13 protein-coding genes are annotated in these 13592 nt (G+C 64.8%); 9 read left to right on the forward strand and 4 right to left on the reverse strand.

Features of this window, described 5'->3' with window-relative positions; translation table 11 throughout:
• Positions 1-7: 7 nt before the first annotated feature.
• The 4 genes from ACZYZF_RS21650 to ACZYZF_RS21665 form a co-directional block, all read right to left on the reverse strand.
• A complete protein-coding gene (locus tag ACZYZF_RS21650; protein ID WP_463744382.1) occupies positions 8-928 on the reverse strand; it encodes a ferritin-like domain-containing protein in 921 nt (306 codons plus the stop codon).
• Positions 929-971: 43 nt separating this feature from the next.
• Positions 972-1829 carry an SDR family NAD(P)-dependent oxidoreductase gene (locus tag ACZYZF_RS21655; RefSeq protein ID WP_463836787.1) on the reverse strand — a complete coding sequence of 286 codons (858 nt, stop codon included), beginning with the start codon at positions 1827-1829 and terminating at the stop codon, positions 972-974.
• Positions 1829-2821: an alpha/beta hydrolase gene (locus ACZYZF_RS21660; protein WP_463836788.1), complete on the reverse strand. Its 993-nt coding sequence runs from the start codon at positions 2819-2821 to the stop codon at positions 1829-1831. Before ACZYZF_RS21660 ends, ACZYZF_RS21655 begins: the two co-directional genes overlap by 1 nt.
• A 206-nt stretch (positions 2822-3027) precedes the next feature.
• Positions 3028-3768: a TetR/AcrR family transcriptional regulator gene (locus ACZYZF_RS21665; protein WP_463744379.1), complete on the reverse strand. Its 741-nt coding sequence runs from the start codon at positions 3766-3768 to the stop codon at positions 3028-3030.
• Between the two features lie 262 nt (positions 3769-4030).
• On the opposite strand from ACZYZF_RS21665, the gene ACZYZF_RS21670 reads away from it, so the two are divergent.
• The 9 genes from ACZYZF_RS21670 (at position 4031) to ACZYZF_RS21710 (ending at position 13533) form a co-directional block, all read left to right on the forward strand.
• Positions 4031-4792, forward strand: a complete 762-nt coding sequence (locus ACZYZF_RS21670) for a crotonase/enoyl-CoA hydratase family protein (RefSeq protein WP_463744378.1) — start codon at positions 4031-4033, stop codon at positions 4790-4792.
• A gap of 7 nt (positions 4793-4799) precedes the next feature.
• Positions 4800-5594, forward strand: coding sequence for an SDR family NAD(P)-dependent oxidoreductase (locus ACZYZF_RS21675; RefSeq protein ID WP_463836789.1), 795 nt, complete (start codon positions 4800-4802; stop codon positions 5592-5594).
• Positions 5595-5602: 8 nt separating this feature from the next.
• Complete coding sequence (locus tag ACZYZF_RS21680; protein ID WP_463836790.1) at positions 5603-6610, forward strand: dihydrodipicolinate synthase family protein; 1008 nt, start codon at positions 5603-5605, stop codon at positions 6608-6610.
• A gap of 111 nt (positions 6611-6721) precedes the next feature.
• Positions 6722-7543, forward strand: a complete 822-nt coding sequence (locus ACZYZF_RS21685) for an enoyl-CoA hydratase (protein ID WP_463744375.1) — start codon at positions 6722-6724, stop codon at positions 7541-7543.
• A gap of 4 nt (positions 7544-7547) precedes the next feature.
• Complete coding sequence (locus tag ACZYZF_RS21690) at positions 7548-8795, forward strand: amidohydrolase family protein (protein WP_463744374.1); 1248 nt, start codon at positions 7548-7550, stop codon at positions 8793-8795.
• Positions 8796-8803: 8 nt separating this feature from the next.
• Positions 8804-10420, forward strand: coding sequence for an acyl-CoA synthetase (locus tag ACZYZF_RS21695; protein ID WP_463744373.1), 1617 nt, complete (start codon positions 8804-8806; stop codon positions 10418-10420).
• Complete coding sequence (locus ACZYZF_RS21700; protein ID WP_463836791.1) at positions 10420-11271, forward strand: amidohydrolase family protein; 852 nt, start codon at positions 10420-10422, stop codon at positions 11269-11271. Before ACZYZF_RS21695 ends, ACZYZF_RS21700 begins: the two co-directional genes overlap by 1 nt.
• Positions 11271-12326 (forward strand): acyl-CoA dehydrogenase family protein, encoded by a 1056-nt coding sequence (locus ACZYZF_RS21705; protein ID WP_463744371.1) that lies wholly within the window; start codon positions 11271-11273, stop codon positions 12324-12326. Before ACZYZF_RS21700 ends, ACZYZF_RS21705 begins: the two co-directional genes overlap by 1 nt.
• Before the next feature lie 10 nt (positions 12327-12336).
• A complete protein-coding gene (locus ACZYZF_RS21710; RefSeq protein WP_463836792.1) occupies positions 12337-13533 on the forward strand; it encodes an acyl-CoA dehydrogenase family protein in 1197 nt (398 codons plus the stop codon).
• The last annotated feature ends 59 nt before the right edge of the window (positions 13534-13592 follow it).

A 13592-nucleotide genomic window follows, 5' to 3' on the forward strand; every position in this document is an offset into this window, starting at 1 on the left:
GATTCTCTCAGGCGACGGGTTCGTAGGTCAGTTCCTGCGACCACGTCGGGGAGTTCTGGACCAACGACATCGGAATCACGCCGGTGATCTTGACCAGTGAATCGGCCAGCCAGTGATACTTGGAGGTCCGGTCGATCACCTTGCGGCTCTGCCACGAGATGAGCCGGTACATGGGTAGGCGTCGGGCGAATTCGCTTCGCTCACCAACACTTTGGAACCTGCGCATCGCCTGGTACAGCCGGTCCTCGTTGACACCCATCTCGACGATGTTGTCTCGCATCTTGTTCAGCAGCGGGAAGTAGCTGAGCACTCCGACCAGGAAGGTGGGCTTGATCCAGCCGCCCACCAACTCGATCAGCAGCTTGCGCATGTCGGCATGACCGAGGATGTCCATCACCTCGAAGTCGACGGCCAGGTGGCGGGACTCATCGGAGTTGATCCGCTTGAACACCTCTTGTGCCACCGGGTCTTTGACTTCATCGGTGATGAACTTGATCAGTGCCCCGTCCAATGCCACCTCGAGCATGGGGATGACGGTGCCCAGGAACGTCAGGCCCATTCCGTCGGAATGCTTGTCGAGCCAGTTGATGACCAGTTGGACGTTGACGTTCGGCGGCGGGATCTCGTCGTCGTCGAGCATGCCCCATCTGCGCATCAGCGCGAGTTCGGCGTTGGCGTGCTTCTGTTCTTCGGCGTGGAAATGCTCGTAGATGCTCTTGAGGGTCGGATTCGGTGCCTTCTTCGCCAGGGCGGCAAAGCCCCGGGCGCCGACGTTCTCGATCCACATCAGGTCGGTCATGAACGGCTTGAGCTTGGCGTGCAGCTCGGGTTCGATCAGCTCGGCTCCCGGTGCGTCCCAGTCGATGTCGATCAGGGCCCACTGCCGGTCTTTGATCATCTGCAGCATGTTGTCGAGATCCATCGCCATGAGAATCCTTTCGGGTAGCGGAGATTCAGTTGTCGGGAAGGCTTCAGTCTTTGGGGAGAACTCGGCCGAGCAGTCCGGCGCCCCGGACATAGAGACCGGGGAAGTGCCGCTTCAGGTGCCAGATGACGGTGGCGTCGATCTGGGGCACCACGTACAGCCGGCCGCTGTCGTGCGCGTCCAAGGTGCGTGCCGCGACGTTGTCGGGGGACAGCCCGGTCCATCGAGCCAGCTGCTGGCTGAGGTTCATCGAGCCGGGGGTGATGCGCCCGTCCTGAAACACGTTGGTTTTCACGAAGGTGGGGCACAGCACCGTTACCGCGACGCCGGCGCCGGAGAGCTCAGCGGCGAGTGTTTCCGACAGCGACATCACGCCCGCCTTGGAGACGTTGTACGGGGCCATCGACGGTGCGGCAGCGAATCCGGCAGCGGAGGCCACGTTGATGATCCCGCCCTGGCCGGCCTCGCGCAGGATCGGTGTGAAGACCTCACACCCGTACACGACACCCCACAGGTTGATTCCGAGCGCCCAGTCCCAGTCGTCGAATCCGATGGCGCCGACGGGTTTGCCGCCGACGCCTACGCCGGCGTTGTTGATCACCAGCGTCGGTGGTCCGCCGAAGGTGTCGGTGGCCTGCTTGGCCAGTTGCTCGACCGCGCTGCGATCGGACACGTCGCAGACCACGGCGTGGCCCGTCCCGGTGGGCAGTTTCTCGATCAGCTCGACTGTCTCGTCGGCCCGGTCCGCGTCGATATCGGCACAGATGACCTCACCACCCCTGCGGGCGAGCTCAAGGGCGAACGACCGCCCGATGCCGCTCCCGGCACCGGTCACCACCGCCTTCGCGTCGGTGCAGCGCCGGTCACCACGAAAAGCATTGAGCAGCATGTCGATTCCGAACATCAGTCCACCTCCATCTGAGTATCGGATCGGTCGTCGGCCAGAGCGGAGGAGATGAACCCCGCTGCCCGCCGCAGCGCCATCGTCGCTTCGGGAGTCAGTCGCGGCAGGGCCTGGAAAACATGCACCATGGCGGGCCAGATTTCGAGAGTGGTCGTCCCTCCGGCCCGGCTGACCTCCGCGTCCAGGTAGCGGGCGTCCGCACTGAGCATCTCGAACTCGCCCACCTGAACCAGCATGGGCGGCAGGCGATCCGCCTTCTCGAAATCGAGGCGCAATCGCGGCTGGTCCGGGTCCTGTGCCGTGGTGTAAAGCCCGACCAATCGACGCGCTGCGTCCGCCGACATCGCCGGATCACGACGGACCGCCTCTTGCTGCTGGGCAAGGCTCAGCGTGAGATCGATGAGCGGCGAGAAGAGCACCACCGCAGCGGGCTGGAAATCCGGCTCGTCGATGTTGGCGAGCAACATGTCACAGGTCAGGTGGCCGCCTGCGGAATCCGCGCCGATCGCGATGTCGGATGCCGCGTATCCCTGAGCGAGTAACCAGCGATAGCCCGCCTCGACGTCGTCAGCGGCGGCTGGGAATCGGTGCTCGGGCGCCAAGCGGTAGTCGACCGAGAAGAACGGCATGCCGGTGGCTTCGGACAACTGCGCCACCAGCTTGCGGTGCGTCCGTGCCGAACAGATCACGTAGGCGCTGCCATGGACGTAATAGCCCGCCCGCGTGCCGAACTCCACCCCCGGCCCGAGCACCCATTCGCCACGGACTCCGGCCCGGCGGACCGGGACGATCCTGGTGCCGTCGGGCATTGATCCCAACGCCCCCATGATCGTGGCGACCAGTCGGCGGGAAAACCACACCCCGGGTCGATTCATCGGGATGGCGCCGGTCAGGCAGCCCAGCGTCCACCGGGTGGCGCCGGCCGCGATGACGGCGCGCGGAGAACGCCCGCTGGGCAGAGCCGGAAGGTCGGGTGGGGCAGCTGCGGTCACGGCGTTTACGTCACCACAGACTGTTACATTTGTCAATGTAACAATCGGCAATGACGTGGTGGATTCAGGCGAGCTGGGTGCGGCTCACCGGGGAAGTAGTGGGTACGCGAAATCGCCCGGCCGCGAACGGGAATCCGGGTCGGTACGCTTTCGCAGAAATGGCCGAAGCCGCCGAGAGGGACTTCGGATCAGGTGAAGGGTTGCGCCTATTTGCGCTTCGTCTTGGTCGCCGGAGGGTGTGCGATCCGGGCGGCCGCGTGGTCGAGGATGCACTCCAGGCCGTACTCGAAGTTCTTTTCGTCGGCCGCGCCGATGCGGTGCCCCTCGTTGGTGACTTTTGCCAGCAGCGGGGTGACTTCCGGATCGATGACCATGGTCTCCTCGTAATCGCCGGGCGCGTTGTCGTTGGCCCGGTTCTTCTCGTAGAGGCGGTGCAACACGACCGAGCCGCGGACGTGCACCGAGACGGCCGAATAGGTGTCGAAGGCATCTTCGACCGGTAGCCCGGCCTCGACCAGGCCGGAGATGGCGGTCTCCATCTCCTGCACGCCCAGGCGCGCGGCGCGCGCGCTCAGTGCCGAGCGAATGAGAATGAGATCACACAGAATCGGGTTACCCATGAAGGCTTTTCGCATGGTCCTGGCGTGGTTGGCCAGTGACTCACGCCAATCTTTGGCCTCCACATAGGGCGTGGCGACCACGAACTCGCGCAGTGCACGGTCGGTCATCGCGTTGAGCAGGTCGTCCTTCTTGCGGAAGTACCAGTAGATGCTCGTGACGCCGACACCAAGATGTTTGCCCAGTAGCGGCATGCTGAGATTGTCGATCGACACTTGCTCGGCGAGTTCGAATGCGCCCTTGATGATGTCGTCGGGATTGATGGACCCGCGTTCGCGCCGTTGACGTTTCTCAGCGGTCGGTTGCTTTGCCACTGCGGGCACCTCCATCAAAATCGATTCTGCTCAAGCCGTCCCTGTGCCGCGGGTCAATCGCAGGTGAATTTACCGCCGGCCGCCATCTGAACTGCGTCTATGCGTGCGTGTCGCGGGGTCTTGTCGCCGTCAACCCTACCGGTAGCCTCTCTGTTGCTGCTGTCCGCCGTCGGCGCCGAGGCGTCGCTCCGGTGCGGTGGACGGGGTTCCGGCTTTGTACTGTAATCCCTATAGTAGGCTTTTCCGGGTAATTGGGCCGCGAGCAAAAGGGGCAACGATGTCGGACGAAGTTCTCACAGAGCGACGGGGTCGCACCCTGGTCATCACCATCAATCGGCCCGAGGCGCGCAATGCGTTCAACCTCGCGGTGGTTCAGGGTCTCGCCGATGCCATGGACGAACTTGACGACACAGCCGAGCTGTCGGTGGCGGTGCTCACCGGGGCGGGCGGAAACTTCTGCGCGGGCATGGACCTCAAGGCGTTTGCTGCAGGGGAACTGCCCTATGTTCCGGGCCGGGGCGCGGGGTTCACCGAGCGCCCGCCGCGCAAGCCGTTGATCTCCGCCGTCGAAGGGTTCGCACTCGCCGGTGGTACCGAGCTCGTGCTTGCGACGGACCTCGTGGTGGCCTCCAAGGTCGCCAAGTTCGGCATCCCCGAGGTGAAGCGTGGTCTGGTGGCCGGTGGCGGCGGCCTGCTGCGACTGCACCAGCGCATCCCGTACCAGAAAGCGATGGAACTTGCGCTCACCGGTGACAGCTTCACGGCCGAGGAAGCCGCCGCATGGGGTTTCGTCAACAAGCTGACCGAGCCCGGTGCCGCTCTCGACGGGGCGCTCGAACTCGCCGATCGGATCACTGCCAACGGCCCGCTCGCGGTGGCGGTGACCAAGGAGATCATCGCGTCGTCGTCTGAGTGGTCGGCCGACGAGATGTGGAAGAAGCAGGGCGAACTGCTCGGACCGGTGTTCTCCTCGAACGACGCCAAGGAGGGGGCCATCGCCTTCGCCGAGAAGCGCGCACCCAATTGGACCGGTTCCTGATCCTCCGATGGATCTCGGATTCAGTGGGGCGGCCACCGTCGTCGTGGGCGGTGGCCGCGGCATGGGCTTCGCGACGGCCCAATGCTTGGCCGAGGACGGAGCACGGATCGCGATCGTCGGGCGTTCCCGGGATGTACTGGACGCTGCCGCAACGGAGCTGACCCGACTGGGTTCACCGGACGCGATTGCGATCGTCGCGGATACCTCGGACAGCGCTCAGGTCGAGCAGGCCTTCGCCGACGTGGGCGAGCGTTGGGGAGAGCTCAACGCACTGATCAACACAGTCGGCCCCGGGGCCGCGGGCAACTTTGAAGAGTTGACCGATGACCAGTGGCAGGAGGCGTTCGACGCCGGCCTGATGGGGATGGTGCGCTGCGTGCGGGCCGCCCTGCCGTTGCTGCGTAAGGCCGAATGGGCGCGCATCGTCAACTTCTCGGCCCACTCCACCCAGCGGCAGAGCACCCGGTTGCCGGCCTACACCGCGGCCAAGGCCGCCGTGAACAGCGTGTCCAAGAACCTGTCGCTGTTGTTGGCCCCCGACGAGATCATGGTGAATGTGGTCTCCCCGGGCAGCATCTCCTCGGAAGCACTGCGTGGCTGGGCCGACACAGTGGGTGTCGACGGCAATGATCCGTATGCGTTGATGGCGGCCATCGACGAGCATTTCGGGCATCCCGCCCATCTGCCGCGGGCCGGACTGCCGAGCGAAATCGGATCTGTCGCAGCTTTTTTGGCCTCCAAGCGAAACTCGTACATGACCGGGGCCAACGTCAACGTAGACGGCGGGTCGGACTTTCTCTAGGGGGCGGTATGGCAACGGCGGCCGAAGCGCGGGACTGGTCCCGCGGTGCACTGCGCGGAATCGGTGACTCGCTCTACACCCCGTTCTGTGGAACTGACGGCGACGACATCGACTGGGATGCTTACCGATACCTCGTGCGCTACTGCGTCGGCGATCTCGGCCGCCAGATGCTTTGGTGTACCAGTGGTTTGGCGGAGTTCTGGGCGCTGACCCTCGCCGAGCGCAAGCTACTGCTCGAGGTGGCGATCGAGGAGGGACGCCAGGCCAACCCGGATGTCGTGGTTCAGGCCTGCACCGCGGCGACATCGGCCAAGGATTGCCTGGAACTCACGCTGCATGCGCAGCAGTCGGGCGCCGACATCGTCTACATCCAGACGCCGATGATGGAGGCACACGGGGGAGAGGGCGTTCTTCGGTTCTTCCAGTACATCGCCGATCGCACGGATATCGCACTGGGCATGTTCAATTCACCATCCTCGGGCTACGTGCTGACACCCGACGAAAGCGCCCGGATTGCCGAGGCGATCCCGGCTGTGTGCGCCACCAAGGAGGGCGCGTTCCGGCCCGCGGCGAGCCGTCGACTGCATGACCTGGCGCCGTATCTGGCGGTGTGGGAATGCGACACCACGGTCTACCGGGCCGGCTGGCTGCGGGACGGGATCGTCTGTCCGGCTCAGTTGGGCACGGCCGGATACCTCTACGAAACTCCGCAACGCCGCATCTTCACCGAGTACTGGGAGCTCGTGTATGCCGACAGACTCATCGAGGCCATGGATTTCGGCCGGGAGTCCGGGTTGGACCAGTTCAGCCTGGACATGGGGTCCTCGTTCACCTGTTACCCGGGCCGCGCCGACTATTTCACCCACTGGGCCGACGCGTTCAAATACGCGGCCTCGGTGCTGGGATTGCCCATCGGCGACTACCCGCATTCCCGTCCGCCCCAGGCAATGCTGCCGGATGCGGCGAAGACCCAGATCGAGACCGCCTACCGAAAGCTCGGTTTGATCGGCGATTGAACCGTCTTTGTGCAGGTCGTAGGGCACAAGCCGGGCTTGCGGAATGCACTACCGATAGGTATACAGTATGTATGTCTGAACAGCTGGTGTGGCATCGGGAGGTATCGGCGGATGACGGTCGCTGACAGTGTGGGAACCGAGGCAGTCCTCTACGAGGTCACCGATGGCGGCGTCGCGGTTATCACCCTCAACCGGCCCGATCGGCTGAACTCCTGGGGTGCGGACATCTCCGCCGGCGTCTACGCGAGTTTCGATCGTGCCGAAGCCGATCCGGAGGTCCGGGCGATTGTCCTGACCGGTAGCGGACGAGGGTTCTGCGCCGGCGCCTACATGGGTGCCATGCAGGATCTGGGTGCCAGCATCAACGAGGACACGGATGTCAGCAAGATCGTCGGCGAACGTCACCCGTATTTCCTGACCGAGTTGCGGACGCCGGTCGTCGCCGCCATCAACGGCGCGTGCGTCGGCATCGGCCTCACTCATGCGTTGATGTGTGACGTCCGGTTCGCCGCTGCCGGAGCGAAATTCGCCACCGCTTTTCCGCGGCGAGGGCTGATCGGCGAGTACGGCATCACCTGGATCCTGCCGAGGCTGGCCGGCTGGGGTGCCTCGGCGGACCTGCTGTTGAGTGGCCGGACGTTCCTGGCGGAAGAAGCTGCCCAGCTCGGGTTGGTGAAAGAGGTTGTGGCGCCTGAGGATCTGTTGCCCCGAGCACTGGAGTACGCCGAAGATCTGGCCCGCAACTGCTCACCCGCTTCGATGGCGGTCATCAAACATCAGCTCTACGGCGATGCTCATGACGACGTGCGTGACGTCAGTGCCCGCGCCGAGACTCTGATGCACGAATCCATGGTGCGGCCCGACCTGATCGAAGGCATCACCGCGTTCTTCGAGAAACGGCCCCCGAACTTCCCGTCCCTGAAAGAAGGTTGATGACATGACCGACACACCAGAGCGTTTGCCCTACCTGGCAGTCGACGTCGACAACCATTACTACGAACCGGTGGACGCATTCACCCGGCATCTGCCCAAGGAATTCAAGAGCCGCGGCGTGCAGATGGTGCAGGACGGCAAGCGGACTCTGGCCGTGATGGGCGGAACGGTCAACCACTTCATCCCCAACCCGACCTTCGACCCGATCATCGAGCCCGGCTGCCTGGATCTGCTGTTCCGGGGAGAGATCCCCGAGGGCGTCGACCCCGCCTCCCTGATGAAGGTCGACCGCCTGTCCGATCACCCCGAGTATCAGGATCGCGACGCCCGGCTCAAGGTGCTCGACCGCCAACGCCTCGAAACCGTTTTCATGCTGCCGACTTTCGCGTGTGGCGTGGAGGAGGGGCTCAAGCACGACATCGAAGCCACCATGGCCTCGGTGCACGCCTTCAACCTGTGGTTGGACGAGGACTGGGGCTTCGACCGACCTGACGGGCGTTTCGTGTCCGCACCGATCATCTCGCTGGCCGACCCGGTGAAGGCGGTCGAGGAGGTCGAGTTCGTGATCGGCCGTGGCGCCAAGCTGGTGTGCGTGCGGCCGGCCCCGGTGCCGGGCCAGGTCAGGCCGCGGTCCCTGGGCGACCCACTCCACGATCCGGTGTGGGCCCGGCTGGCCGAGGCAGGTGTCGCCGTGGTCTTCCATCTGTCGGACTCCGGGTACATGGCGGTCCCGGCATTGTGGGGCGGCAGCGGTGTATTCAAGGGATTCGGCAAGCGCGATCCGTTGGACATGGTGATCATGGACGACCGCGCGATTCACGACACGATGGCGTCGATGATCGTGCATCAGGTCTTCACCCGGCACCCGTTGCTCAGGGTGGTCAGCATCGAGAACGGGTCCTACTTCGTCTACCGGCTGATCAAGCGCCTCAAGAAGGCGGCCAACAATGCGCCGTATCACTTCAAGGAGGATCCGGTCGAGCAGCTGCGCACCAACGTCTGGATCGCGCCGTACTACGAGGACGACGTGAAGCTGCTCGCGGACACCATCGGTGTCGACAAGATCCTGTTCGGCTCGGACTGGCCGCACGGGGAGGGTCTGGCCGATCCGACGACGTTCACCGCGGACATTCCGCAGTTCCCGGAGTTCAGCCTGGAAGACACCCGGAAGGTCATGCGCGACAACGCTCTCGAACTCCTCGGCGACCCGACCCGCACTGCGTCCGGTGTCGCAGGCCTGGTGTCGGTGTAGCCACCGACATGGCTGAATGGACCATCGGCGCCGTCGTCGACGCGATTGCCGAGGCGGTACCCGACCGGGAGATGACGGTGTGCGGCACCCGCCGCACCACTTTCGCGCAAGCGGCTGACCTGACCCGCCGGCTGGCCAACTTTCTGGCCTCGCGCGGGCTGGGTGCGTACCGGGAACGTCCGGATCTGAACCGTTGGGAGTGCGGTCAGGACGTCGTCGCGCTCGTCATGCACAACGACCTGTACCCCGAGACGGTGATCGGCTGCCTCAAGGCGCGCACGGTCCCGGTGAACGTGAACTATTACTACTCGCCGGGCGAGGTGGCCGATCTGCTGGCCTACCTGAAGCCCCGCGCGGTGATCTACCACCGCTCCCTGGGCGCGAAGTTCAGCGACGTGCTCGGAGGAGGCGCAGCCGAGTTGTTGATCTCCGTCGATGACGGCAGCGGCGCCGAACTGCCGGATGCCGTGACACTGGAAGATGTTCTGGCCCAGGGGGATATCGATCACAGCGTCCTTCCGTCGCCCGATGATCTGCTCATGGTGTGCACCGGGGGGACGACCGGTCGGCCCAAGGGTGTGATGTGGCGTCAGGGCGACATCTACGTGTCGTCGATGAACGGCGCGGACCACGAACAGGCGAGTGAGATTCGCGACAAGGTGGCCAATGCCGGTCCGCCGTGGTTCGCGGTTTCGCCGCTGATGCACGCCGCCGGAATGTGGACAGCGTTCTCCGGGCTGCTGTCCGGCCAGACTGTGGTGCTGCACGACACCAAGCCGCGCTTCGACCCGCGCACGGTGCTCGAAACGGCGCAACGGGAGAAGATCGGGCTGATGACGATGGTCGGTGACGCCTACGCCGCACCGATCGTCGAAGAGCTGGGCCGACGGTCCTATGACCTGTCGTCGATGTTCGCGATCGGTACGGGCGGTGCGGCCACCAACCCGAAACATCAACGTGCACTGCTGGAACACATTCCGCAGATCACCATCATCAACGGGTTCGGCTCGTCGGAGACCGGCAATATGGGGTTCGGCCATACCCAACGCGAAACCCCGACCGCCGAAACCTTCCAGCTGCGGGCCGGTGGGCTGGTCCTCGCCGACGACTACTCCCGGTTCCTGGATCCCGGCGACACCGAGGTGGGCTGGGTGGCACGCAATGGCCGGATCCCACTCGGCTATTTCAACGACGAGGCGGCGACGGTGAAGACCTTCCCCGAGGTTGCCGGCGAGCGCGTGGTGGTCTCGGGCGACCGCGCGTCGCTCGACGCCGACGGGACCCTTCGCCTGTTGGGTCGGGACTCGTTGGTGGTCAACACCGGTGGCGAGAAGGTGTTCGTCGAGGAGATCGAAGACGTCCTGCGTGCACATCCTCGCGTGGTCGATGCGCTGGCTGTGGGGCGGCCGAGTGAGCGATGGGGGGAAGAAGTTGTTGCGCTGGTGTCGATCCGCGACGCGGTCGACGCAGCCGCGCTTCGGGAGCACTGTGCCACCCGGTTGGCCCGGTTCAAACTGCCCAAGGATGTGCTGTTCGTCGAAGAGATTCGCCGGCTCGGCAACGGCAAGGCCGACTATCGCTGGGCCAAGGGCCTGGCCTCGGAACAAGCGGAGACGAGGGCGTGATGCGCAGCGAGAATCGAGTGATTGACTGTCTGGCCAATGTGCACTTCGGCGAGACCGAGAACCAGCCGACCTTCATGAAGAAGGTGCGCGACGACTACTTCAAGGGCCCGAGGTCGATGTATGACCCCATCGACCTGTCGGAGATGCTCGACGAGATGGACACCCACGGTGTGCAGAAGGCCATCTTGATGGATTCCCTGGTCAAGCCGTCGGTAACGGCCCGGAAGTTCGTCGAGGCGCATCCCGACCGCTTCGCGCTGGCGATGGGCGGCGTCAACCTGTTGCGTCCCATCCCGTCGTTGCGTGAACTCGCAGCCGTCGTGGCCGACCTGCCGGTCGCCTATACCGTTGTCGGGCCCAGCTTCTGGGGAGACGGACAGTACCCGCCGAGCGACGCGGTGTACTACCCGCTCTACACCAAGTGCGCCGAGCTGGAACTGCCGCTGTGCGTCAACACCGGCATTCCCGGCCCGCCGATTCCGGGTGAGGTACAGAACCCCATCCACCTCGACCGGGTGTGTGTTCGGTTCCCGGAGTTGAAGCTGTGCATGATCCACGGCGCAGATCCGTGGTGGGACATCGCGATCCGGATGCTGATCAAATACCAGAACCTGCGGCTGATGACGTCGGCGTGGTCGCCGAAACGATTGCCGGACAGCCTCTTGCACTTCATGCGAACCCGAGGGAAGGGCAAGGTCATCTTCGCGTCGGACTTCCCGGTGCTGCGCATGCAGCGGGTGGTGCCGGAGGCGCTGGCGCTCGATCTTCCCGCTGACGTGCTGGACAACTACCTCTACAACAATGCCGCGGAGTTCTTCTTCGGCGAGGGCTCGGACGAAAAGGGAAAATGATGGACCGCTACGAACTCCGCAGGCTGGACTACAGCCTCACCGAGGACCACGTCGACCTGCAGACCGCGTACCGCCAGTTCTTCAAGACGCACTCCGACATCGAGACCGTGCGCGCGGCCGAGCCCTCAGGCTTCGACAAGAGCCTGTGGGAGAGGTTGTGCGCCATGGGTGCCACGACGATGGCACTCCCGGAGTCCGTCGGCGGTGACGGCGCCACCCTGGTCGACCTGACCCTGGTGGCCGAGGAGCTCGGGCGCTCACTGGCACCCGTGCCGTGGATCGACCATGTGGTGGCGGCGCGGTTACTCGCGCGTCTCGGTGCTCTCGAGTCTGAGGACATCCTCAACGGCACCCAGATCGTCGGACTCGATCCTGCGCAGGTGGCCCCGACCGGTGCCCGCCTCATCCCGATCGGGTCGATCGCCGACCACATCATCGTCCGCGATGGACGGGATGTCGTGAAGCTGGAATTCTCCACGCGCCCGGCTCGCGTCGACAACATCGGCAAGCTACCGATGGCGTGGGTGGACCCGGCCGCCGCAGACACCCGGGTGGTGCTGGCCGGCGGGACCGACGCCGTGGCGGAATATCAACGGGCCTTGGACGAATGGCGTCTGCTGACCGCGGCGGCGCTGGTAGGTCTGGTCGAGGAGACCATGACGATCGCCGCCGAGTTCGCCAAATCCCGGTACACCCTCGGTGTGCCGATCGGCACGTTGCAAGGTATTTCACATCCGTTGGCCAACATCGCGATCACGGTCCAGAGCGGGCGGGGCCTGGCTCGGCGGGCGGCGTGGTTCCTCGACAACGAGCCGGAGGAGCGCGCCGAACTCGCGCCTTCGGCGTTCGTCTTCATGGCCGAGGAGGCCGCCAAGGCCGCCACCATGGCGGTACACGTTCAGGGCGGGCTGGGGGTGTCCGCGGAGGCGGCAGCCACCGCGTACCTGGTGCGGGCGCGTGGCTGGGCGCTCGCCGGTGGTGACCCGGGTGCCACCGCAGTGCACATCGCTCACATCGTCGCGGCTCGTGAGAGCCGGGAAGTCACAAAGGTTTAGGGGAACAAGCGTGGATTTTTCGACAGTCGAACTGTCTGCCGAGGACGAGGCATTCCGCAGCGAGGTGCGCGAGTTCCTGTCACGTGTCGTGACCGAGGACGTCATCCGGCGGGATCGTGAGACCGGCGACAACTTCGACGAGGGCGTTCATCTGGCCCTCGGCGCCGCCGGCTACCTCGAGAAGGAATGGAAGGCGGAGGCCGATGGCGGCTTCTCCCGGGTGCGCAGGCGCATCTGGGAGCTGGAGAAGCGGCGTGCGGAGGTGCCGTGGGTGACGTGGGGGACCACCTCGATGGTTGCCCGCTCCGTTGCGAAGTTCGCCTCCCCGGAGATCCGTGACGACGTCCTGGGCGGCGTGTTCGACGGCACCGTGCGGTTGTGCCTCGGCTACACCGAACCGGAGGGGGGCTCCGATGTGGCGACCTGTAAGACCCGGGCGGTACGGGATGCGGATGGATCGAGCTGGATTATCAACGGGTCCAAGATGTTCACCACCGGTGCGCACAACTGCAAGTACGTCTTCCTGATCACCAACACCGATCCGGATGCACCGAAACACAAGAGTCTCACCATGTTCCTGGTTCCGCTGGACTCTGACGGCATCGAGATCCAGGGCATCCGCACCGTCGACGGTGACCGGACCAACATCGTCTACTACTCGGACGTGCGAGTCGACGACAAGTACCGGCTCGGCGACGTGAACGGCGGCTGGACGGTGGTGCGGGAACCCCTCGACGCCGAGCACGGGGCGGTCGCGGCGGCCGACGACGGTCTGGCCGATGTCGCGATCATGATGCATCAGGCCGGGTTCATGGCCGAGGCGGCAGACAATGTGGCTGCGCTGGTGGGCACTCCCGATGCCAGTGGCCGTGCCGCCGTCGACGACGGATCGGTCGCCTATCGGTTGGGGCGCAGCGTGGCCCGCATGGAGGCATCGCTGTCCTCACCGAGCATCTTCGGCCGGGTCGCTCTGGCACAGACCATGCGTGACATCGCCCCGGATCTGATGGATATCGCCGGATCAGTGGCAGCACTGCCGATCGGGGCCGACGGGGGAGCCGATGACCGCAGTGAATATGTGTACCGCTTCGCGCCGTTGGTCGGTATCTACGGCGGCACGCTCGAGGTGTTCCGCAACATGATCGCCCAGCACGTGCTCGGCCTCGGCAAGCCAAACTATTCAGCGCCCAAGGCGAAGGCCTCCTGAGGTAACAACCGCCGAAACGGCATTCCGGCAGGGAAAGTGCGAGTAGCGGCCTGCTGGAA

The sequence above is a fragment of the Mycobacterium sp. IDUB_24 genome, from assembly GCF_055419385.1.

What these genes read in the sequence shown, in the direction of transcription:
- ACZYZF_RS21695 (WP_463744373.1), top strand. Translation starts at nt 8,804, where the DNA reads ATGGCTGAATGGACCATCGGCGCCGTCGTCGACGCGATTGCCGAGGCG.
- ACZYZF_RS21655 (WP_463836787.1), bottom strand. Translation starts at nt 1,829, where the DNA reads ATGTTCGGAATCGACATGCTGCTCAATGCTTTTCGTGGTGACCGGCGC.
- ACZYZF_RS21670 (WP_463744378.1), top strand. Translation starts at nt 4,031, where the DNA reads ATGTCGGACGAAGTTCTCACAGAGCGACGGGGTCGCACCCTGGTCATC.
- ACZYZF_RS21690 (WP_463744374.1), top strand. Translation starts at nt 7,548, where the DNA reads ATGACCGACACACCAGAGCGTTTGCCCTACCTGGCAGTCGACGTCGAC.
- ACZYZF_RS21675 (WP_463836789.1), top strand. Translation starts at nt 4,800, where the DNA reads ATGGATCTCGGATTCAGTGGGGCGGCCACCGTCGTCGTGGGCGGTGGC.
- ACZYZF_RS21650 (WP_463744382.1), bottom strand. Translation starts at nt 928, where the DNA reads ATGGCGATGGATCTCGACAACATGCTGCAGATGATCAAAGACCGGCAG.
- ACZYZF_RS21705 (WP_463744371.1), top strand. Translation starts at nt 11,271, where the DNA reads ATGGACCGCTACGAACTCCGCAGGCTGGACTACAGCCTCACCGAGGAC.
- ACZYZF_RS21665 (WP_463744379.1), bottom strand. Translation starts at nt 3,768, where the DNA reads ATGGAGGTGCCCGCAGTGGCAAAGCAACCGACCGCTGAGAAACGTCAA.
- ACZYZF_RS21680 (WP_463836790.1), top strand. Translation starts at nt 5,603, where the DNA reads ATGGCAACGGCGGCCGAAGCGCGGGACTGGTCCCGCGGTGCACTGCGC.
- ACZYZF_RS21685 (WP_463744375.1), top strand. Translation starts at nt 6,722, where the DNA reads ATGACGGTCGCTGACAGTGTGGGAACCGAGGCAGTCCTCTACGAGGTC.
- ACZYZF_RS21700 (WP_463836791.1), top strand. Translation starts at nt 10,420, where the DNA reads ATGCGCAGCGAGAATCGAGTGATTGACTGTCTGGCCAATGTGCACTTC.